Below are 19,188 nucleotides of genomic sequence, written 5' to 3' on the forward strand. Positions count from 1 at the left end.
ATCTTCCATCCGGCCGCTCGTCCCTCGCGGCCTCCCGCCAGACCCGCCACGATCGCGCGCGACACCCCCGACCCGCACCCTCGTCCGTCGTCGTCCCGTCTCCCTCGGGTCAGCGGCGGGAGCGTTCAGGCTCCCAGGGCGGCGCCGCCCGTCTGAAGGAGCCTGCTGGGTGCTTCGTCGATGAGCGGTCACGGTCTGCGGTTCGGGCGTGCGTTCGCTGCCGGGCTTGACCTGTTGACGACGTGGGCAGCGCTATCTCGGCGCGCGGGCCTTCTCCCGAGCGGCAGCGCGGAGCGTGTGGCGACGCTCCCAGAGCACGAACGCGAGGAGGCCGGGGATGACGACATAGATCGACGCTGCGAGGAGTGACTCGCCCGTCGACATCGACGAGGCACCGCCGCCCCCGGCAGCAGGTTGACGGGCCGCGACACCGCCTGCGGCGCCGACCACGTCGGAGGGAAGATCGGTCGGTTGCGCATCGACCCACACCCTCCATTCCCGTTCGGCTGCCGTGCGGAACTCGGCGAAACGCACCGGGGCGGCGCCCACGAGGGCGACGGCGTCGTGACTCAGCGGAGTCACGACGGTGCGGTCCGCGCTCAGGGCGAACACCTCGGACGTGGTCACCGGTGGCCCCGCGTGCAGGACAGCGACGTCGGGCGGCAGGGCCTCGACCGTCGCCACCAGCTCGGGTTCGGCAATATCGCCGAGGCTCACGAACGTGGCGTCCGTCTCCAGCGCGAGCTCCCGAACGGCGACGCCGTCGCGGTACTCAAAAGTCAGCCAGTCGACGCGCTGCACGTCCTCAGCGGTGAGCCGCGGAGCGGTTGACCGCGTGGTCGCGTCGAAGCTGAGCTCGAGGTGGGTTGCGCCGAACCGGGTGGAGTCGGGGGCTGTCGCCGCAGGGTCAGCGGTCCCGTCCTGGCCCGTCGCGTCGAGCTCGGCAGCCTCCTGGAAGGCTGGTCCGCCCGGACGTAGCGCCGCCACGACGGTCTCCGGTGCGGTGGTGCCCGGAGCCGGGGGTGTGACGGGCTCGGCCGCGTGTGCCGTCGTCGGGAGCGCCAGGAGCAGGGCGAACGAAGCCGTGAGGGCGACGGCCCGTCGCGCCGCGCGGGCGTGTCGGTGAGCGTGCACGGAACCCCCTCGTCCGTCCTGGTGCTCGCGACGCTAGCAGCGGCGCGGCGCGTCCGACCTGCGAGGACGCGCGTCGTGACGCACCTGTGACCCCGCGCCCCGGATCGTGACCCGCCGACCATGCGGTCGTCCACCTGGGCACTGCGTCGACCAGGGGGTCGTCCACCTTCTCGACGTCGAACGGGTGGGCCACCGCATGCTCGGCGTCGGGGGGTGTGAGCAGCCCCATGCTCGGCGCCGAGGTAGACCGCGGGAGGTCTACGTCGCGGCAGGGGAGGGGGGCGGGGCCGTCGACTCCCGGACCACGAGCTCGACGCCCAGGCGCGGGGGGTCGGCGGGGCGCTCCCCGTCGATCATCTCCAGCAGCAGCGTGGCGGCGGTGCGGCCCTTGGCGACGACGTCCTGTCGGACGGTCGTGAGGCTCGGGGTGACGTACTCGGCGACGTCGGTGTCGTCGTACCCGACCACGGAGACGTCGTCTGGCACGCGCCGGCCCGCGCGCGCGAGGGCCTTCTCGACGCCGGCGGCGAGGATGTCGGCGGTCGCGAGGACGGCGGTCGCGTCCTGGTGCTCGGCCGCCACGACGCCCCCGGCCCGCAGACCCTCCTCGAAGCTGGTGTTGGCGGGCACGACGAGCGTGTCGTCCCACGTGACGCCCGCCGCTTCGAGCGCTTCGCGGAACCCCCGGAGGCGCTCGGCGACGACCCGGCTGGGCGTCGTCGTCGGGCCGCAGAACACGATCCGGCGGTGCCCGAGCGCGAGCAGGTGCTCGGCCGCGAGGCGGCCGCCCTGGGCGTCGTCCGACCCGACGCGCACGACCCGCGCCCCCGGACCGGCAACGGCATCGGCGGCGGCGCCCTCGCGCTCGTAGGCGTCGACGAGGACGACGGGCGTGTCGCGGGGGAGGTCGAGGGCCTCGAGCTGGGCGTCGGTGTAGTTCATGACGACGATGCCGTCGAGGTTCCAGCGCCGCACGGACTCGCGGACGTCGTCGGCGGTGCCGGCGCTGCGGAGCATGAGGTGGTTGTCGTGGTGCCGGAGCGTGGTCTCGACGGCCCCGACGACGCTCACGTCGTGCGCGCTGACGAGGAGGCTCTGGTCCTCGGTGCCGGGCGGGACGAGCAGCCCGACGAGCCGGGTCCGGCCCGCGGCGAGGGACTGCGCCGAGCCGTTGGGGACGTAGCCGCGGGCGGCGATGACGCGGCGGACCTCGTCGGCGGTGGTCGCGGAGACGCGCCCAAGGTTGCCGTTGACGACGTTCGAGACGGTCATGACGCTGACGCCGGCCTCGTGGGCGATGTCCTTGAGGGTGACCCGGGCCACCGTGCCTCCTTGTCGTGGTGCGGTCGTCGAGCCCGGCGACGGGCCGTGACCACATCGTGACCGTCCGGACTCCTTCGACGTCTTGACGCCCGATCCTATCGGCATTTAGCGTTAAACGTGTAGCGCTAAACCTGCCGGGCTCGCCCGACGGCGCAGCGCCCCCACCCGGACCCCGGCCACCCGCCGGACCTCCAAGGAGAGACGATGAAGTCATCGATCAAGGCTGCGGTCGCCGTCGTCGGCGTGCTGGGCCTCGGCACCCTCGCGGCGTGCAGCAGCGGCGACAGCGGTGCCGCCGACAAGAGCACCAGCCCCACGGCCGTCGCTACCCTGAGCGGCCCGGTCACCATCACCGTCGCGATCGACAAGGGCCTGAGCAAGGACGCCAGGGACCAGTTCGACGCTCGCGTGGCCGCCTTCGAGAAGGCGAACCCGCTCGTCACCGTCAAGGCCCAGGAGTACACCTGGACCGCGACGACGTTCACCGCCGACCTCGCCGGCGGCACGCTCCCCGACGTGTTCACCGTCCCGTTCACGGACGGCCGGGGGCTCATCGCGCAGGACCAGATCGCGAACATCAGCGGCCTCGTGTCCCAGCTCCCGTACGCGGACAGCTTCAACCCGAACATCGCAGCCGAGGGCGAGGACGCGGACGGGAACATGTGGGCCGTCCCGATCGCCGCCTACGGCCAGGGCCTGCACTACAACCGGACGCTGTTCACGCAGGCCGGGCTCGACCCCGACAAGCCCCCGACGACGTGGGACGAGGTCCGCACCGACGCCAAGCAGATCGCGGACAAGACCGGCCAGGCCGGCCTCGCGATGATGACGAAGGACAACACCGGCGGCTGGATCTTCACCACCATGGTGAACGCGTTCGGCGGCCGCGTGGAGGCCACCGACGGCGGCAAGACGACTGCGACGATCGCCACCGACCAGGCCAAGCAGGTCGCGCAGTACCTCCACGACCTGCGCTGGACCGACAACTCGATGGGTGCCAACTTCCTCTACGACTGGAACGGCATCAACCAGGACTTCGCGGCCGGCAAGATCGGCATGTACGTGTCGGGCGGCGGCAACCTGCCGAACCTCATCACGCAGAACGACATGGACCTCGATGACTACGGCCTGACGGTCCTGCCGCTCCAGGGCGACGACGCCGGCGTCCTCGGCGGCGGCACGCTCGCCGCCGTCAGCGCGAAGGCCGACGAGCAGGCGCAGGTCGCCTCGGTGAAGTGGATCGACTTCTACTACGTCCAGAAGCTCATCGACAAGGACTCCGCCGTCGCCTCCTCGCAGGAGTCCGTCGCGAACAAGCAGCCCGTGGGTGCGCCCCAGCTCCCGATCTTCGACCAGAAGACCTACGAGCAGCAGCAGGAGTGGATCAAGCCGTACATCAACGTGCCGCTCGACCAGATGACCGGCTACACCGACAACGTCTTCAAGCAGCCGCTCGTCCCCGAGCCCGGCGTCGCCACGCAGGACGTGTACGCGAAGCTCGACCCGGTCGTCCAGAGCATCCTCACCCAGAAGGACGCGGACATCGACAAGCTCCTGTCCGACGCCCAGACGCAGGCGCAGCGCGCGATCGACTCCGCGAGCTGACCGTCAGCACCTGATCTCCGGCCCGTCATCCGGACCTGGGCCGGCCCCGTGCGCCGGTCGGTGGGCTCCGCTCCGCCCACCGGCCGGCGCATCTTTGCAAGCACCTTCTCCACCGGCTCCGCCCGTGCACAGACGAGGAACACTGGATCCATGCCCGACGACGCCCGCAGCCTTCCCGTCCTCGCGACGGACCCCGTCGCCGACCCGCGCGCGGTCGTGCAGGGCGACCGGTACCGCATCACGGTCCTCACGGACGGGCTGGTCAGGCTCGAGTACGCCGACGACGGCGTCTTCGAGGACCGTGCCTCGACCTTCGCCGTCCGCCGCCGGCTCCCGGTCCCGGAGTTCCGCGTGCTCGACGACGGCCCGCAGCTCGAGGTCGTCACGGACCGGTTCCGCCTCGTCTACGACCGCGGCCCGTTCAGCACGAGCGGCCTGTCCGTCGCCGTCCAGGGCGGGATCACCGTGTACCACTCGGTCTGGCGCTACGGCGAGGAGCTCGGCGACGCCGAGGGCACCGTCGCCGGGATGCCCGCGCTGCGCGGCACGGCCCGCACGCTCGACGAGGCCGACGGCGCCGTCCCGCTCGAGCCCGGCGTCGTCTCGCGCACCGGGTTCGCCGTGCTCGACGACTCCGCCTCGATGTTGTTCACCGACGACGGCTGGGTCGCGCCTCGCGGCGCGACCGGGGCAGCGTCGTCGGGCCGGCGGGAGGACCTGTACGTCTTCGCGTACGGGACCGACCACGCCGAGGCACTCCGTGCCTTCTACACCGTCTCGGGACCCCAGCCCCTGCTCCCGCGGTTCGCGCTCGGGAACTGGTGGAGCCGCTACCACCCGTACGCGGCGTCGTCGTACGAGGCGCTGATCGAGCGGTTCGCGGCCGAGGGCGTGCCGTTCTCGGTGAGCGTCGTCGACATGGACTGGCACGTCGTCGAGGTCGACCCGGAGCTCGGGAGCGGCTGGACCGGCTACACGTGGAACCGCGAGCTCTTCCCCGACCCCGCGAAGTTCCTCGCCTGGCTGCACGAGCGCGGCCTGCGCGTCACGCTCAACGTGCACCCCGCGGACGGCGTCCGCGCGCACGAGGAGGCGTACGACGCGATGGCCGCAGCGCTCGGCCGCGACACCTCGCAGCGTGACCCGATCGCGTTCGACGTCACCGACCGCGCGTTCCTCGAGGCGTACTTCGCGGTCCTGCACCGGCGGCTCGAGCGCGACGGCGTCGACTTCTGGTGGCTCGACTGGCAGTCGGGCCCGCACTCGCGGGTCACGGGCATCGACCCGCTGTGGATGCTCAACCACTTCCACTTCCTGGACAACGCGCGGGCGCGCGAGCTCACCCGGACGCCGGGAGGCCGGGCCGTGCGGGACGACCGGCCGCTCACCTTCTCCCGGTACGCGGGACCGGGCTCGCACCGCTACCCGGTCGGCTTCTCGGGCGACAGCGTCATCTCGTGGGCGAGCCTCGACTTCCAGCCGTACTTCACGGCGTCGGCGTCGAACATCGGCTACGGCTGGTGGTCGCACGACGTCGGGGGCCACTTCCACGGCGCCAAGGACGACGAGCTCGCGACCCGCTGGTTCCAGCTCGGCGTCCTGTCGCCGATCATGCGCCTGCACTCCGGCGCCAACCCCTTCATCACCAAGGAGCCGTGGGCGTTCGGCGCCGAGGCCCGCGAGGTCATGACCGCGTTCCTGCGGCTGCGCCACCGTCTCGTGCCCTACCTGCACGCCATGAACCACCGGGCGGCCTTCGACGCGACGCCGCTCGTGCGCCCGCTCTACCACCGCTGGTCGGGCGCGGCCGGCGCGTACGCGGCGCGGACCACGTTCCTGTTCGGCTCCGAGCTGCTCGTCGCGCCGATCACCTCGCCCGTCGACGCCGCCACGCGGCTCGGACAGGTCCGCACCTGGCTCCCGCCGGGCACGTGGGTCGACGTGCTCACCGGTCAGGTGTACGCCGTGCCCGACGACGGCGCCGGGCGCGGGCGGGAGATCGTCCTGCACCGCCCGCTCGCCTCGGTGCCCGTCCTCGCGCCTGCGGGTGCGGTCGTCCCGCTCGACGGCGCCGCCGTCCCCGGCAACGACCTCGCCGCTCCCGAGGCGCTCGAGGTGCTCGTGGTCGTGGGCGCCGACGGGGCGTTCGACCTCGTCGAGGACGACGGCGGCCCGGTCGACGGGCCGGGTGCCCCGAACGTCGCGCGCACCCCGGTGCGGTGGTCGCAGGCCGACGGGCGCGCCGCCGTCGGGCCGGTGCGTGGCGGAGCCGAGGGGCTCGCCGCCGTGCCCAGCCGCCGGACGTGGACCCTCACGTTCCCGTCGCTCGCGGTGCTCGGCCCGGACGAGGCCGCGGGCGTCGTCGTGGCCGTCGACGGGGTGCACGTCGAGGCGGACGTGCGCCGTGTCGCGCTGCCGGCCGACCCGCGGGGGACGGCGCTCGCCGTGACCGTGTCGGACGTGCCCGTGGACGCCGAGGTCGTCGTCGGGCTGGGGGCGGGGACCGCGCTCGACGCGGGCGACCTGCCCGGGCGGGTGTTCGACCTCCTCGACCGCGCGCAGGTCGGCTACGACCTCAAGGAGCACCTGCTCGCCGTCGCGACCGCCGACGAGCCCGTGACCGCGCGGGTCTCACGCCTCCAGGCGCTCGGCCTCGACCGCCCGCTCGAGACGGCGTTGGGCGAGCTCCTCCTGGCACACTGACGCGAGGCACGACCCCGCGAGGTATGCCGGCGGCCGTACTGCTTCGCGAAGTATGCGGGCGGCCGTACTACTTCGGCGGGCGGGGGAGGGAGCGGGCGTGACGACGACGGACCTGCTCGGGCGGGCGCGCGCGGGCGACGAGCAAGCGTTCCGCGACCTCACGGAGCCCTACCGCCGTGAGCTCCACGTGCACTGCTACCGCATGCTCGGCTCCGTCCAGGACGCGGAGGACGCCCTCCAGGAGACCTGGGTCGCCGCCTGGCGTGGGTTGGCCGGGTTCGGCGAGCGCTCGTCGGTCCGCACCTGGCTCTACTGGATCGCGACGAACACGTGCCTCAACGCGCTCCGCGCGGCCCGCCGGCGACCGGCGAAGGCGTGGGAAGTCGTCGGCGTGGAGCAGCCCGAGCCGACGGGGCTCGGCACGGTCGTGTGGCTCGGGCCGTACCCGGACGCGCTGCTCGACGCCGTGCCCGACGGCCTCGTCGGACCGGAGGCGCGGTACGAGCGGCGGGAGTCCGTGTCGCTCGCGTTCGTCGCGGCGCTGCAGCTCCTGCCGCCGCGCGGGCTCGCCGCTCTCGTCCTGCGAGACGTGCTCGGGTTCCGTGCGAGCGAGGTCGCCGCGATGCTCGGGACGTCGGTCCCGTCCGTCGAGAGCGCGCTCCACCGGGCGCGCGCGGTCCTCGCACGCGAGCACGTCGAGCCGGGCGCAGGGGCCGCGCCGGCCGCCGGCTCGGCCGGGGAGCGCGCCGTCGTGTCCCGGTTCGTCGAGGCGTACGAGGCCGCGGACCTCGACGCGCTCGTCGACCTCTTCACCGACGACGTCTTCCTGTCGATGCCGCCCATGCCGCTCGAGTACCGGGGCCTCGACCCGGTGCTCCGGTTCTTCGGCCTGCTGCTCGCGCCCGGCCGGCGCTACCGGCTCGTGGAGACTCGCGCCAACGGCGGTCCGGCGTTCGGCACGTACCTGCGCGCCCCCGACGGCACGGCCCGCGCTTCGGGGCTGTTCACGGCCACGATCGCCCGCGACCGCATCGGCGCGATGACGCGGTTCGAGCCCACGGAGCTCGCGCGGTTCGGGCTCCCCGCGGTCCTCCCGGCGCCCTAGCCGGGCGCGCCCTGCTCCGTTTCCGGCGACGGCGGTGTCTACCCCGCCGTCAGGAATCGACCGAGCAAGGAGCAGCACCGTGGGAACGATCGTGATCATGTCGAACGTGACGCTCGACGGCGTCGTCCAGGACCCGGACGGGCAGGAGGGGTTCGAGCGCGGCGGGTGGTTCGTCGAGGCCGGGGGATCCGACCTCGACGCCTGGGCCGGGCTCGAGACCGAGGAGGCGCTCGGCGCGTCGGCGCTCCTGCTCGGGCGGCGCAGCGACGCCTGGTTCGGTGCGCGCTGGAACGGGCGCGACGGCGCCTGGGCGGACCGGCTCAACGCCCTGCCCAAGTACGTGGTGTCGACGGCGCTCGCGGAGCCGGTCTGGCGCGGCGGGACCGTCCTTCGACGCCTCGACGACGTCGCCGCGCTCAAGGACCGCACCGACGGCGAGATCCTCGTCTACGCCAGCTACGAGCTCGTCCGCGCCCTGCTGGACCACGGCCTCGCGGACGAGCTGCGGCTGGTCGTCTTCCCCGTCGTCGCCGGGCAGGGGCGGCGGCTGTTCGACGACGTGAGCGGCCCCGCCCGGCTGCGTCGCCTCGCGTCCCGCGAGCTCGGCGACGGGCTGGTCGTCGTGACGTACGGCATCGTGTCCCCGGCACCCGCGAGGTAGCGGTTTCCGCCCGAGACAGCGCGGACTCCGTGCTACCTCGTGCGGAAAGCGCTACCTCGACGACGCGACGAGGCCCACCTTCCGCCCCGCTGCGGAGGAAGGTGGGCCTCGCCCTTCGCCCGGCGCCGTGACCCCGGCGTCGGGCGGCTTCTCGCTACTCCTGGGAGGCGAGGGCCTTGTCGATCCCGGCCAGCGGCGAGCCGAGGCCCGTCACCGTGTCGTAGCCGGGTCCCGCGGTGCACTCGGTGCCGCACAGGCCGTTGGAGCCCGTGGTCACGTCGCTCAGCGCGTCACCGAGCGAGTAGACCGCCCGGTGGATGGTGTCGCCGTCCGTGCCGGCGGACGCGAACGGCGCCTTGCCGTCAGCGGCCCGGAGCTGGTCGGCGTCGGTGATGATGCCGGCCCAGATCGGCGACGACAGGCTCGTGCCGCCGACCTGCATCCAGTAGTGCTCGCCCTGGACCGTCACGTACACGGCGACGCCGGTGTTCGGGTCGGCGACGAAGCTCACGTCGGGCGTGCCGCGGAACGGCGAGGTCGTGACGCCGTCCTGGTAGGCCGGGCGCTTCTCGAAGAAGCTGTACCCGCCGCCCGTGGACCGCCACGCCGACTCACCGGTCGTGTTGCCGTCGGCGTCGAGCTTCAGGTTCGTCCCGCCGACCGCCAGGACCGCCGGGTTCGTGGCCGAGTAGCCCGAGGGCCACGCGTCGTCGCCCGTCGACTGGGTGCAGACCGTGCTGAGCTCGCAGTGCGCGTCGTAGAACGACTCCTCCGAGAACTCGGACATGCCCCAGCTGTTGTTGATCGCCGTCGGGTGCAGCGTCGCTGCCTTGTCGATCGCGCCGTAGAGCGCCGCTGCGGAGGCGTCCTTCGCCTCGACCAGCACGATCTTGGCGTGCGGCGCGACGGAGTGGAGCCACTCGAGGTCGAGCGCCGCCTCCTGGTTCCAGCCGTCGTCCTGGACGGGCTTGGTCCCGTCGGCGTAGACGACGTCGAGGTCGAAGCAGTCCGTGCCGTCGGCGACCGTGTCGCAGGTCTGCGGCAGGTCGAAGTGCGCCGCGAAGTGGTTGAGGTCGTCCTTCGCGGTCGGGTAGTCGTACGCGATCGAGATCGCGACCGTCTGCCCGGTCCCGTCACCCGTGAGCCCCAGGCGCTTCTGGATCTGCTGCGGGGTGTAGCCGCGGGTGGCCTCGCCGTCGTCGACGGCGGGCTTCACCACCGACTTCGACAGGACCTGGTGCGGCGCGGAGGCCGTCCCCACGGGGAGGCGGTGGTCGACGAGCGCCACGGGGGTGGTCGCGGCCTTCGTGGTCGCCGTGTCGGGGAGTGCTGCGGCGGCGTCGGACGACGCGGCCCCGGACTTCCCGGTGGCCTGCAGCACGGTCAGACCGTGGGGGAACGCGTCCGTCGCGTACGGGTCGGAGGCGTAGCCGCCGACGCTCTGGTTGAGGTTGTACGCGGCGTAGTCCTCCTGCAGCGCGACGAGGTCGGTGGCCTTGTCGGGGTCGAGCGGGAGGGGGCTCACCGAGCCGGCGTAGTAGGCGAACGCCGACGCGTCGCCGTCCTGGTACCGGTCCTGGTCGTCCGGGAAGGGAAGGTCGTAGGCGAGCACGCCGCCGACGCCCGAGACGAGCATCTCGCTGCCGTCCTGCGCCGTGGCGACCGTACCGTCCTGGAGGTAGACGTTGGTCCGCGCGAAGTACGGCTCCGACCCGTCGGCGGGGACCGTCGTCGCGAGGATGGTGTGGAGCCAGAGAAGACCCTGGTCGGCCGACGACGTCCAGTCCTGGAACGTCGCCGAGCCCACGGCGGTGTAAGTCTTCACCGTCGCGCCCGTGCGCCCGTTCACGAGCAGCGCGGTGTGACCCGCGGTGGCCGGCGTGTCGCCGCCGAACGTGAAGGCGACGCCGTCACCGTCGGTGCCGGGGACGTCGGGGGACGCGTAGACGCCGTTCTGGGTCTCGGCCCAGACGGCCTTGGTGCTCGCGGCCGGCTGGACCGTCCAGAGCGTCGTGCCCTTCGCGGCGTCGAGGGCGACACCCGTCGGCGCGGGGTCGGAGATCCCCGTGCCGAAGTCGGGACGCACGCCGCCGTACTCGAGGAAGACCCGGCCGTCACCGTCGGTGCGGGGCGCCGAGTAGACGACGTCCTTGCCGGCGGCGTCCTTCGGGAGGTACGTCCACACGGCGTGACCGGTGGCGTCGTAGGCGCCGAGCCCGTTCGTGCCGGACGCCAGGACGTGCCCGCCGACGACCGGTGCGTCGTACTGGAACGCGCCGGTCGTGGTGTCGGAGACCAGCGCACCGGTCTTCGGGTCGAGCACCGCGAAGCCGTGCGAGGTCGCGACGACGACGCGCCGCGCCGTCCTGCCCTTCGTGTCCGCGACGGACGCGACGTGCACCGCGTGCACGCCGGAGCTGACCGGGGTCGACCACAGCGTCTTGAGCGTGTCGGACTTGAGCGCCTTGCCGTCGAGCGCGAACACGCCGTGGCTCTGACCGCCGACGATCAGGTCGGGGGTGCCGTCGCCGTTCACGTCGGTGGCGTCGGTGGCGTAGAGGTCGCCGAGGAGCGGCAGCGCGGTCGCGGTGCCGTGCGACGTCGTCCGACGGGCGGTGAGGTCGTAGCCGACCGTGAGGTACCCGCCCTGGTAGGCGGTGACGCCGTCGCCGACGACGGCGCCGTCCTGCTTCCACGCCACGTCGCCGTCGCGCGCGTCGAGCGCGACGAGCTGGGTGTGCAACGGACCCTCGGGCTGGGCGAGCGACTGGGCCACCGGGTCGGACACGGCGACGAGCACCTGGCCGTGGCCCTGCGGGTCGACGGTGAGCCCGCCGACGGGAGACTCGCCCGCGCCGACCGTCGTCGAGGTCGTGTACGACCAGGCCTGCTTGCCGGACGCGCCGAGCCCGACGACGCTGCTCGCGCCGTCGCTCAGGTCGGCGTTGATGCCGAGCTCGGCCGCGACGTACGCGGGCTCCTGGCCGTGTGCCGCGGCGTTCACCGTCAGTGCCACGGGGATCGCGCTCTCGCGCGTCGACACGACGCTGCGCTTGCCCGTCGCGACGTCGATCCGGGTGAGCTGCCAGAAGACGGAGTCGAGCGGGTCGTTCTGCTCCGCAACCACGACCTTTCCGCTCGTGGCGTCGGGCACCACGATGCGCGGGTAGCCGGGCGTCTTGACGTCGAGCCTCTCCTTGCCCGTCGCGGCGTCGACGACGACGACGTGGCCGGCGGCCGGGCGCGGGGTGCCGAGGCCGAGGGGCGTGTCGGTCCAGCCTGCGGTGATCTGTCCGGCGCCGAGGTTCTCGACGTCGCTCCAGTCCGCGAACGGCGCGCCGGTCGAGTACGTCCAGGCCTTGGTGCCGGTGAGCGTGGCCCCCGAGCCCGAGAACCGGAAGCCCACGAGCGCGCTGCGGCTGTCGCCCTGCTCGGCGACCGGGTTGTAGTTCCAGTCCGGCCCGGTGTTCTCGGCGACGACGAGCGTGCCGCCCTGGACGGTCATCGAGCCGATCGTTCCCGGCATGAGGTGGTGCCACAGCATCGTGCCGGTCTTCCCGTCGAAGACGCTCACGAAGGTGCCGCTCTGCAGGTCCGAGCCGGGCGTCGTGAAGGGCGCGTTCGGGCTCACGCCGAGCTGGTAGGCGACCGCCACGTCGGCGGTGCCGTCGTGGTTGAGGTCGGCCTGCGCGAACGGGTGCCGGCCGGTCGAGCCGGGCTGATACGGGTTGAAGCCCTCGTAGAGCTGCGGCGTGAGGTCCTCGGTGTGCACGTCGTTGGCGTTCGTGACGTCCCAGGCCTTCGCGAGGTCGTGGACGCCGTCCTGCCACACGACCCGGCCCTGCGCGTCGTAGCGCGCGACGGTCCCGGCGCTCGTGATCCCGACCCAGTCGGACGTCCCGGAGAGTGCGAGGGTCGACATCGCACCGCGGACGGTCTCGATGCTGCCCTTCGACTCGAAGCCCTGGACGTCGCCGTCGTTCTTGCTCGTGGCGCCGAGGCTCTTCTGGAGCGTCTGCGGCTGGGAGGCCGAGCCGGCGGCGGCCGTGCCCGACGCCTGCGCGACGAGGCCGGGCGTGCCGTCGGCCTGCGGCGTGTAGCGCTGGCTGAGCTTGCCGAGCTGCGCGGCGGTGAGGCGCGGCCCGTTCGGGTCGGTGGTGCCGCTGTCGGCGGCGTGGACTGCGGGCGCCGTGACCGTGGCGACGACGACGGCGGCCGTCGCGGCGAGGCAGGCGGAGCGCAGGCTCCGGGTGCGGGCTCTCATGCGGGGGTTCCCTCTCTGGGTGGCGCGGAGGCGGTGTCGCCACCTTCTCAGCGCGCCGGCCGGATCCGGGTGCTCAGAGGCTGGTCAGAACCGGCCACCTTCCGGTTCCGGCCGTTAACGTTGTCATCGCCGGGGGTTCACCGGAGGAGGACGAGCATGCTCGAAGGCGTGGGCCTCGGAGACGTCGAGGAGCGGGCGTACCGGGTGCTGCTGCACCACGCGAGCCTGAGCGTGCGCGAGCTGGCGGACGAGCTCGAGGTCAGCGCCGTGGTCGCTCGCCGGGCCGCCGACCGGCTCGTCGCCGACGGGCTGGTCGCCGTGCTGGACGGCTCGCCCGTCCGGTTCGCCCCGGTCGATCCCGCCCTCGGCCTCACCGCGCTCATCCGGACCCGTCAGGCCGAGCTCGAGCGCGCCACGTCGGCCGTCCAGACCTACGCGGCCGACTTCCACGAGCGGACGCTCCGCTCGGAGCCGCACCGCCTCGTCGAGGTGCTCGAGGGCCCGACGGCGATCACGGAGCGCGTGACCGAGGTCATGCGCGGGGCGCAGCGCGAGGTGCTCGCGTTCGACGCGCCCCCGTACGTCGCGGCCGAGCCCAACGCCCCGACCGCCGAGGGGGACGTGCTCGCACGCGGGGTCAGGGTCCGGGCGGTGTACGCGACCGAGGTGCTGTCGGTCGAGGGGCGGACCGAGAACATCCGCGAGATCGTCGCGCTCGGCGAACAGGCACGCATCGTCCCGCACGTCCCCCTCAAGATGGTCGTCGTCGACGGGGAGACGGCGGTCATCCCGCTGACGGACAGCGAGGAGGGCACCCGCACCGCGGCGGTCGTGGTCCGGCGCTCGCGGCTGTGCGACGCGCTCGTCGAGCTCTTCGAGGCGACCTGGAGCCAGGGCGCGCCGCTGTTCACCCCGCCCGCCGCCGATGCGGACGGCGAGCTCTCCGCCGTCGACCGCGACCTCCTTGCGCTCCTGGCCGCCGGGTTGAAGGACGAGGCCGTCGGGCGTCAGCTCGGGCTGTCGGAGCGGACGGTGCGCCGACACATCGCGGACCTCGTCGTGCGGCTCGGCGCGACGAGCCGGTTCCAGGCGGGCGCGCAGGCGGTCCGCCGCGGCTGGGTCTGACCAGCCTCGCTCGCGAGGTAGCGCTTCTCGCCCGAGACAGCGGGAAGTCCGCGCTACCTCGGGCGAGAAGCGCTACCTCACGGCGGGGTGGACCAGAGGGACGCGGCGACGTCAGACGGCGACCGGGCGGGCGGCGAGGCGCGCGACGAGCGTCTCGAGGTTCTGCACGACGAGCGCCCGGTACGCCGGGTCGTTCCCCGGCCCGCGTGGCCCCTGCTCGACGTGCATCACGAGGTGCAGGTAGATGCGGTAGAGGCGCAGCCGGACGGCCTCGTCCTCGGCGGCGGGGGTGCGCGGCTCGGCGAGCGTCCCGCCCGCGGCGCGGTACCCCTCGAGCAGCGGCGCCGGGATCCCGCCGGTGCCGAGCGGGTCGGCCGCCATGAGGTCGAAGAGCGGGTCGCCGAACAGGGCGCGCTCGCCGTCGATGATGCCCGTGACCTGGTACGACGCCGGGTCGACGAGGACGTTGCCCGCCCAGAGGTCGCCGTGGACCAGGCGTGGCGTCGTGATCCGTGCGAGCGCCTGCTCGCCCCGGACGACGCCCTCGCGGACCGCGAACGACGGCACCTCGATGCCCCAGCGTGCGGCGTCGTCGAGGATGGCCTCGATCATGGCCGCGAACGCGTCCGGCCAGGTGGTGCGCGCGAGCCCGGCCTCGGGGGCGGGGTAGCCGAAGAGCGTGCCGCGGGCCCGGTGGAGGCGGGCGAGCACGCCGCCGGTCTCGCGCTGGACGCGCGCGGTCGTGGCGTCGTCGAGGGGTGCGCCCGCGCGCTCGGCGTCGGCCGTGAGGCGCCACCACGGGATCCCGTCGACGTACGTCATGACGACGGCCTCGCCGGGGAACGCGGTGCGGGTCCGGTCCTCGTGGAGCACCTCGGGCACGAGGTCCGACGGCGTCTCGGGGGTCGCGTGAACGAGGCGCAGGAACGCCGCCTCGGTGCCGATGATGCCGTGCTCGTAGGTGAGCAGCCGCGACGGGTCGGCGGTCCCGGCCTTGACGACGACGCGGCGCCCGTCGTCGAGGGTCACGGCGTGCACGGCGGCGAACAGGCCGCCGTGCAGGCGTTCGGTGGAGACGGGTCGGCCGAGGGGTGCGCACAGGGCGGCGAGCTGCTCGTCGGTGAGCGCCGGCGTCGGCTGCGGAGGCTTCGTCACCGTGTGAGCGTAACGATTGCGACGGTCTCGTGAAAAACGGACGAAAGCGCTCAGTCCGTCGCAGCGCTCCAGGCACGCGCGAACGCGGCGATCCGGTCGAGGACGGCGGTCGCGTCCGGCGCGCCCTCCTCGCCGCGCGCCGCGGCGAGCCCGATCACGTAGCCCGCCACGTACGTCGTCAGGGGCGCGGCCGGCCGGACGACGTTGTGCGCCGCGTCGCCCGCCAGGTCGAGCACGGCGTCGACGTCCACCGCGGCGGGGTCGAACCCGACCTCGTCCGCGAGAGCCTGCAGCCAGTCGTCGAGCTCCTTCACCGGGTCCTCCAGTCGTCGGGGTGGTGCGGGTCGGGGTCGTCCGCGGCGCCCGGGGCCGCGGACGCGAGCGAGAGCGCGGCGGCGAGCCTGGCGGCATCGTCCCACGTGTCGACGTCGTCGCTCAGGGCTCCCGGGTCCGCGACCTCGGCGCAGCGCAGGCCGGCGACGAGAGCGCGGACGCTCGCACCCGCGAGGCCGTCGCCGCTCGCCGCGAGGTCCCGGAGCGAGCGGTCGAGCGCGTCGCGTGCGTACACCCCGACGAGCCACTGCGGGCGCCCGTCGCGCACGAGGTAGGCGCCGTCGGGGGCGTCGGCGGCGGGTCCGTAGGCCGCCGCGAGCAGGAGCGGGACGGCCTCGTGCGCGCGGGGGACGTCGCACGCGAGGACGAGCACCGGGACCTCGGAGTCGCCGGGCTCCGGCCGGGGCAGCGCGGCGAGGCCCGCCGCCAGCCCGGCGACCGGCCCGCCGAACGGCGGCTCCTCCCGGACCACCGTGATCCCGGGCCGCGACAGCTCGGGTGGCCCGACGACGACGGTCCGCCGCGCCGGGGCCGTCGCGGCGAGCGCGTGGTCGAGCAGGGTGCGTCCGGCGAGGGTCACGCCGGGCTTCGGGGCACCGAGCCGCTCGGCGCGACCGCCCGCGAGGACGACGGCGTCGAACCGGACGCCCGCCTCGGCGGTGGGCTCTCCGACGGGTGGGTTCGCGGGGGCGGGCGCGAACCGGCGGACCCGCACCGCGTCCCCGGGGCGCACCTCGTGCGTGCCCGCCGGCACGACGGCCAGCCCGTCGGCGAGCGCGAGGGCCGAGAGCCGGTGCCCGTCCCCCACGGGGGCGACCCGGCCGGCGTCGTCGACGCGCACGGGGACGAGCTGCTGGCGGTCGCGCGGGGAGCGCCACCCGGCGGCGACGATGCGCGACTCGTCGACGGCGTCGCCCGACGTGCTGCCGGGGAGCCCGCGGAGGCGCGCCAGCATCGGCCGGACGAACAGCTCGAACGACGCGTAGGCGCCCGTGGGGTTGCCGGGCGCCGCGACCCACGGGACGCCGCGCCAGCGTGCGAGCGCCTGCGGCTTGCCGGGTTGCATGCCGACGGCGGCGACGTCGACCTCCGTCGCCCCGGCGGTGGGGTCGCTGGGCGGGGAGGCGAGGAGCGCGCGGACGACGTCGTGCGCCCCGACGCTCACGCCGCCCGTCGTGACGAGCAGGTCGGCACCCGCCCGCACGGCGTCGTCGAGGGCGGCGGCGAGCGCCGCGGGGGTGTCGGGGACGCCGCCCGTGCGGATCGCCCGGGCGCCCGCCCCGCGGACGGCGCCCGCCAGGAGCACCGAGTTCGAGTCGGGGATGCGCCCCGGCGCGAGGGGCGAGCCGGCGGGCGTGAGCTCGTCGCCCGTGGACAGGACGGCGACCACGGGCGGCCGGTGGACCGGGAGGGTCGCGTGGCCCAGCGCGGCCGCGAGCGCGGCGAGCCGCGCCGAGACGACCGTCCCCGACGGCGCGACGACGGTGCCCGCGGTGACGTCCTCGCCGCGCCGGCGCACGTGCGCGCGGTCGCCCGGCGCGAGCGCGGGGACGGCGACGTCGGCCGCGTCGGGACGGGCGCCGCCGTCGGGTGCGAACGTGCCCGTCGACGTCCGCTCGACGGGCACGACGACGTCCGCCCCCGCGGGCAGCGGGGCGCCCGTCATGATCCGGACCGTCTCGCCCGGCCCGACCGCGCCGTCGAACGCGGAGCCGGCCGCGACCTCACCGACGACCCGCAGCGTGACCGGCGCGGCGGCGTCGGACCGTCGCAGCGCGTACCCGTCCATCGCGGCCGCGTCGAACGGCGGGAGGTCGAGCAGGGCGACCAGGTCGCCGGCCAGGACCGCCCCGACGGCGTCGTCGAGCGGCAGGTCGACGGTCGGCAGCGGCACCACGAGCGCGACCGCCCGACGCGCGTGCTCGTCGACGGTGCGCAGCGGGGCGGGGGAGTCCACGGCCCCACCGTAGGCCTGGCGGGCGGCCGAACGGGTCCTCACCGGGCCGCTCGGCGGGCTGTGCGCAAACCCTTACGGCCGCTTAACTGCGCTCGGCGGGCGGTGAAACACGGGCTTCCTAGCGTCGGGCCAACCGAGCTCAGCCCCACCGTCAGCGAGGAGACCGCCATGTCACTCCCCACCACGGACGGCACCACCACGGACGCGTCCGCCGTCCCGGCTGCCGCCGCGGCCGCACCCGTCGCCGAGGTGGCAGCCCCGGCGCGACGCCGCCTGGGCCGTCGCTGGATCGAGCACTGGGACCCCGAGGACCCGACGTTCTGGCGCGACGGTGGCCGGCTGGTCGCGCGGCGGAACCTGTGGATCTCGATGTTCGCGGAGTTCCTCGGGTTCTCCGTCTGGGCGCTGTGGTCGATCGTCGTCCCGCAGCTCGAGGGGGCGGGGTTCGCCCTGACGGTCGACCAGCAGTTCTGGCTCGTGTCGATCCCGAGCCTCGTGGGCGCGACCCTCCGCATCCCGTACACGTTCGCGGTGACCGCGTTCGGGGGCCGCAACTGGACCATCGTGTCGGCGCTGCTGCTCCTGCTCCCGACCTCCGCGCTGGCGATCGTCGTGCAGAACCCCGACACACCCTTCGGCGTCATGCTGGGCGTCGCGGCGCTCGCGGGCTTCGGCGGCGGCAACTTCGCGTCGTCGATGGCGAACATCTCGTTCTTCTACCCGGAGAAGGAGAAGGGCAAGGCCCTCGGGCTCAACGCCGCGGGCGGCAACCTGGGGACCGCGGCCGTGCAGCTCGCGGTGCCGCTGGTGATCGCCGCGGGCGCGGGCGTCCACCTCGGCCGCGCGGGGCTCATGATGATCCCTTTCATCGTGGTCGCCGCGTTCCTCGCGTGGCGGTTCATGGACAACCTGCAGACCGCGCACGCCGACTCCAAGGGCTTCGCCTCCGCGACGCGCTCCCGGCACACGTGGGTGATCTCGTTCCTCTACATCGGGACGTTCGGGTCGTTCATCGGGTACTCGGGCGCGTTCCCGACGCTGCTCAAGACCCAGTTCCCCGGTGTGACGATCCAGCTCGCGTTCCTCGGGGCCCTCGTCGGCTCGGTGGCGCGGCCGTTCGGCGGGACGCTCGCCGACCGCGTCGGGGGCACACGGGTCACGATCGCGTCGTACGTCGTCATGGCCCTCGGCGCCCTGGGCGCGATCGGGGCGCTGCACGAGCACAGCTTCGGCCTGTTCTTCGGCTCGTTCCTCGTGCTGTTCGTCGCGTCGGGCGTGGGCAACGGGTCGATCTACCGCATGATCCCTGCGATCTTCCGGGCCGACGCCGAGGCCTCCGCGCCCAGGTCCGACGACGACGCGGCACCCGCGGACGCCCGGCCCGCCCTGCTCGACGGCGCCCGCAAGGCGGCCGCGGGCTGCATCGGGATCGCCGGTGCGATCGGCGCGTTCGGCGGCTTCCTCATCCCGCGCGGGTTCGCCGCGTCGACGAACCACGCGGGCAGCCTCGTGCCGGCCCTGTGGGTCTTCATCGGGGTCTATCTGGTGATGGGCGTCGTCACCTGGCTGGTCTACCAGCGCAAGGGCTCGCGGCTCGCGGCCCGCTCGATCTGAGCGGTCGCCCGGCGAGCCCGGGCGGACCGTTCCCCAGGCTGCCGCGCCGCGGTTTCTGAGGCCCGCGGCGCGGCACACCACCCCACGAGTTGTCAGAACCTGGCGGCACCCCGCTGCCGTCAGGTTCTGACAACACGGTCATGGAAGGCGAGCCTCAGCACAGTAAGGCAAGACTTGGCTTGCTAGCAGTAAACGTTCAGGAAAGCGAG

Annotated in this window: 12 protein-coding genes; 6 read left to right on the plus strand and 6 right to left on the minus strand. The window is 73.9% G+C overall.

The window, feature by feature from the left end; translation table 11 throughout:
• Positions 1-252: 252 nt before the first annotated feature.
• On the minus strand, positions 253-801 hold the full coding sequence (locus ACFT5B_RS18755) for a hypothetical protein (protein WP_386800701.1): 549 nt from the start codon (positions 799-801) through the stop codon (positions 253-255).
• 591 nt (positions 802-1,392) lie between these two features.
• Complete coding sequence (locus ACFT5B_RS18760) at positions 1,393-2,457, minus strand: LacI family DNA-binding transcriptional regulator (RefSeq protein WP_386800702.1); 1,065 nt, start codon at positions 2,455-2,457, stop codon at positions 1,393-1,395.
• A 204-nt stretch (positions 2,458-2,661) separates the two neighbouring features.
• On the opposite strand from ACFT5B_RS18760, the gene ACFT5B_RS18765 reads away from it, so the two are divergent.
• The 4 genes from ACFT5B_RS18765 to ACFT5B_RS18780 all read left to right on the plus strand — a co-directional run bounded on the left by ACFT5B_RS18765 (position 2,662) and on the right by ACFT5B_RS18780 (position 8,531).
• Complete coding sequence (locus tag ACFT5B_RS18765) at positions 2,662-4,062, plus strand: ABC transporter substrate-binding protein (protein WP_386800703.1); 1,401 nt, start codon at positions 2,662-2,664, stop codon at positions 4,060-4,062.
• A gap of 150 nt (positions 4,063-4,212) precedes the next feature.
• Positions 4,213-6,765 carry a TIM-barrel domain-containing protein gene (locus ACFT5B_RS18770; protein ID WP_386800704.1) on the plus strand — a complete coding sequence of 851 codons (2,553 nt, stop codon included), beginning with the start codon at positions 4,213-4,215 and terminating at the stop codon, positions 6,763-6,765.
• Between the two features lie 97 nt (positions 6,766-6,862).
• Positions 6,863-7,870 (plus strand): RNA polymerase subunit sigma-70, encoded by a 1,008-nt coding sequence (locus tag ACFT5B_RS18775; RefSeq protein ID WP_386800705.1) that lies wholly within the window; start codon positions 6,863-6,865, stop codon positions 7,868-7,870.
• Positions 7,871-7,949: 79 nt separating this feature from the next.
• A complete protein-coding gene (locus tag ACFT5B_RS18780; RefSeq protein ID WP_386800706.1) occupies positions 7,950-8,531 on the plus strand; it encodes a dihydrofolate reductase family protein in 582 nt (193 codons plus the stop codon).
• A 154-nt stretch (positions 8,532-8,685) separates the two neighbouring features.
• Here the strand turns inward: ACFT5B_RS18780 and ACFT5B_RS18785 are convergent, their stop codons facing one another.
• The gene (locus tag ACFT5B_RS18785; RefSeq protein ID WP_386800707.1) at positions 8,686-12,795 is read right to left on the minus strand and encodes a hypothetical protein; all 4,110 of its coding nucleotides are present in this window, start codon (positions 12,793-12,795) and stop codon (positions 8,686-8,688) included.
• Positions 12,796-12,951: 156 nt separating this feature from the next.
• Here ACFT5B_RS18785 and ACFT5B_RS18790 point away from each other — a divergent pair, with 156 nt between their 5' ends.
• On the plus strand, positions 12,952-13,920 hold the full coding sequence (locus ACFT5B_RS18790) for a helix-turn-helix domain-containing protein (protein ID WP_386800708.1): 969 nt from the start codon (positions 12,952-12,954) through the stop codon (positions 13,918-13,920).
• A gap of 111 nt (positions 13,921-14,031) precedes the next feature.
• Here ACFT5B_RS18790 and ACFT5B_RS18795 read toward each other — a convergent pair whose 3' ends face one another.
• From ACFT5B_RS18795 to glp, 3 genes are read right to left on the minus strand one after another with little or no spacing between them, the layout of a single operon-like run.
• On the minus strand, positions 14,032-15,075 hold the full coding sequence (locus ACFT5B_RS18795) for a phosphotransferase family protein (protein ID WP_386800709.1): 1,044 nt from the start codon (positions 15,073-15,075) through the stop codon (positions 14,032-14,034).
• A 50-nt stretch (positions 15,076-15,125) separates the two neighbouring features.
• The gene (locus ACFT5B_RS18800; protein ID WP_386800710.1) at positions 15,126-15,389 is read right to left on the minus strand and encodes a DUF6457 domain-containing protein; all 264 of its coding nucleotides are present in this window, start codon (positions 15,387-15,389) and stop codon (positions 15,126-15,128) included.
• Positions 15,386-17,365 carry a gephyrin-like molybdotransferase Glp gene (gene glp / locus ACFT5B_RS18805; RefSeq protein WP_386800711.1) on the minus strand — a complete coding sequence of 660 codons (1,980 nt, stop codon included), beginning with the start codon at positions 17,363-17,365 and terminating at the stop codon, positions 15,386-15,388. Before glp ends, ACFT5B_RS18800 begins: the two co-directional genes overlap by 4 nt.
• A gap of 168 nt (positions 17,366-17,533) precedes the next feature.
• Here glp and ACFT5B_RS18810 point away from each other — a divergent pair, with 168 nt between their 5' ends.
• Complete coding sequence (locus tag ACFT5B_RS18810; RefSeq protein WP_386800712.1) at positions 17,534-18,979, plus strand: MFS transporter; 1,446 nt, start codon at positions 17,534-17,536, stop codon at positions 18,977-18,979.
• Positions 18,980-19,188 lie beyond the last annotated feature (209 nt).

Origin of the sequence: Luteimicrobium sp. NPDC057192 (assembly GCF_042670205.1) — a bacterium.
Lineage (GTDB): Bacteria > Actinomycetota > Actinomycetes > Actinomycetales > Cellulomonadaceae > Luteimicrobium.

What these genes read in the sequence shown, in the direction of transcription:
- ACFT5B_RS18770 (WP_386800704.1), top strand. Translation starts at nt 4,213, where the DNA reads ATGCCCGACGACGCCCGCAGCCTTCCCGTCCTCGCGACGGACCCCGTC.
- ACFT5B_RS18810 (WP_386800712.1), top strand. Translation starts at nt 17,534, where the DNA reads ATGTCACTCCCCACCACGGACGGCACCACCACGGACGCGTCCGCCGTC.
- ACFT5B_RS18785 (WP_386800707.1), bottom strand. Translation starts at nt 12,795, where the DNA reads ATGAGAGCCCGCACCCGGAGCCTGCGCTCCGCCTGCCTCGCCGCGACG.
- ACFT5B_RS18765 (WP_386800703.1), top strand. Translation starts at nt 2,662, where the DNA reads ATGAAGTCATCGATCAAGGCTGCGGTCGCCGTCGTCGGCGTGCTGGGC.
- ACFT5B_RS18790 (WP_386800708.1), top strand. Translation starts at nt 12,952, where the DNA reads ATGCTCGAAGGCGTGGGCCTCGGAGACGTCGAGGAGCGGGCGTACCGG.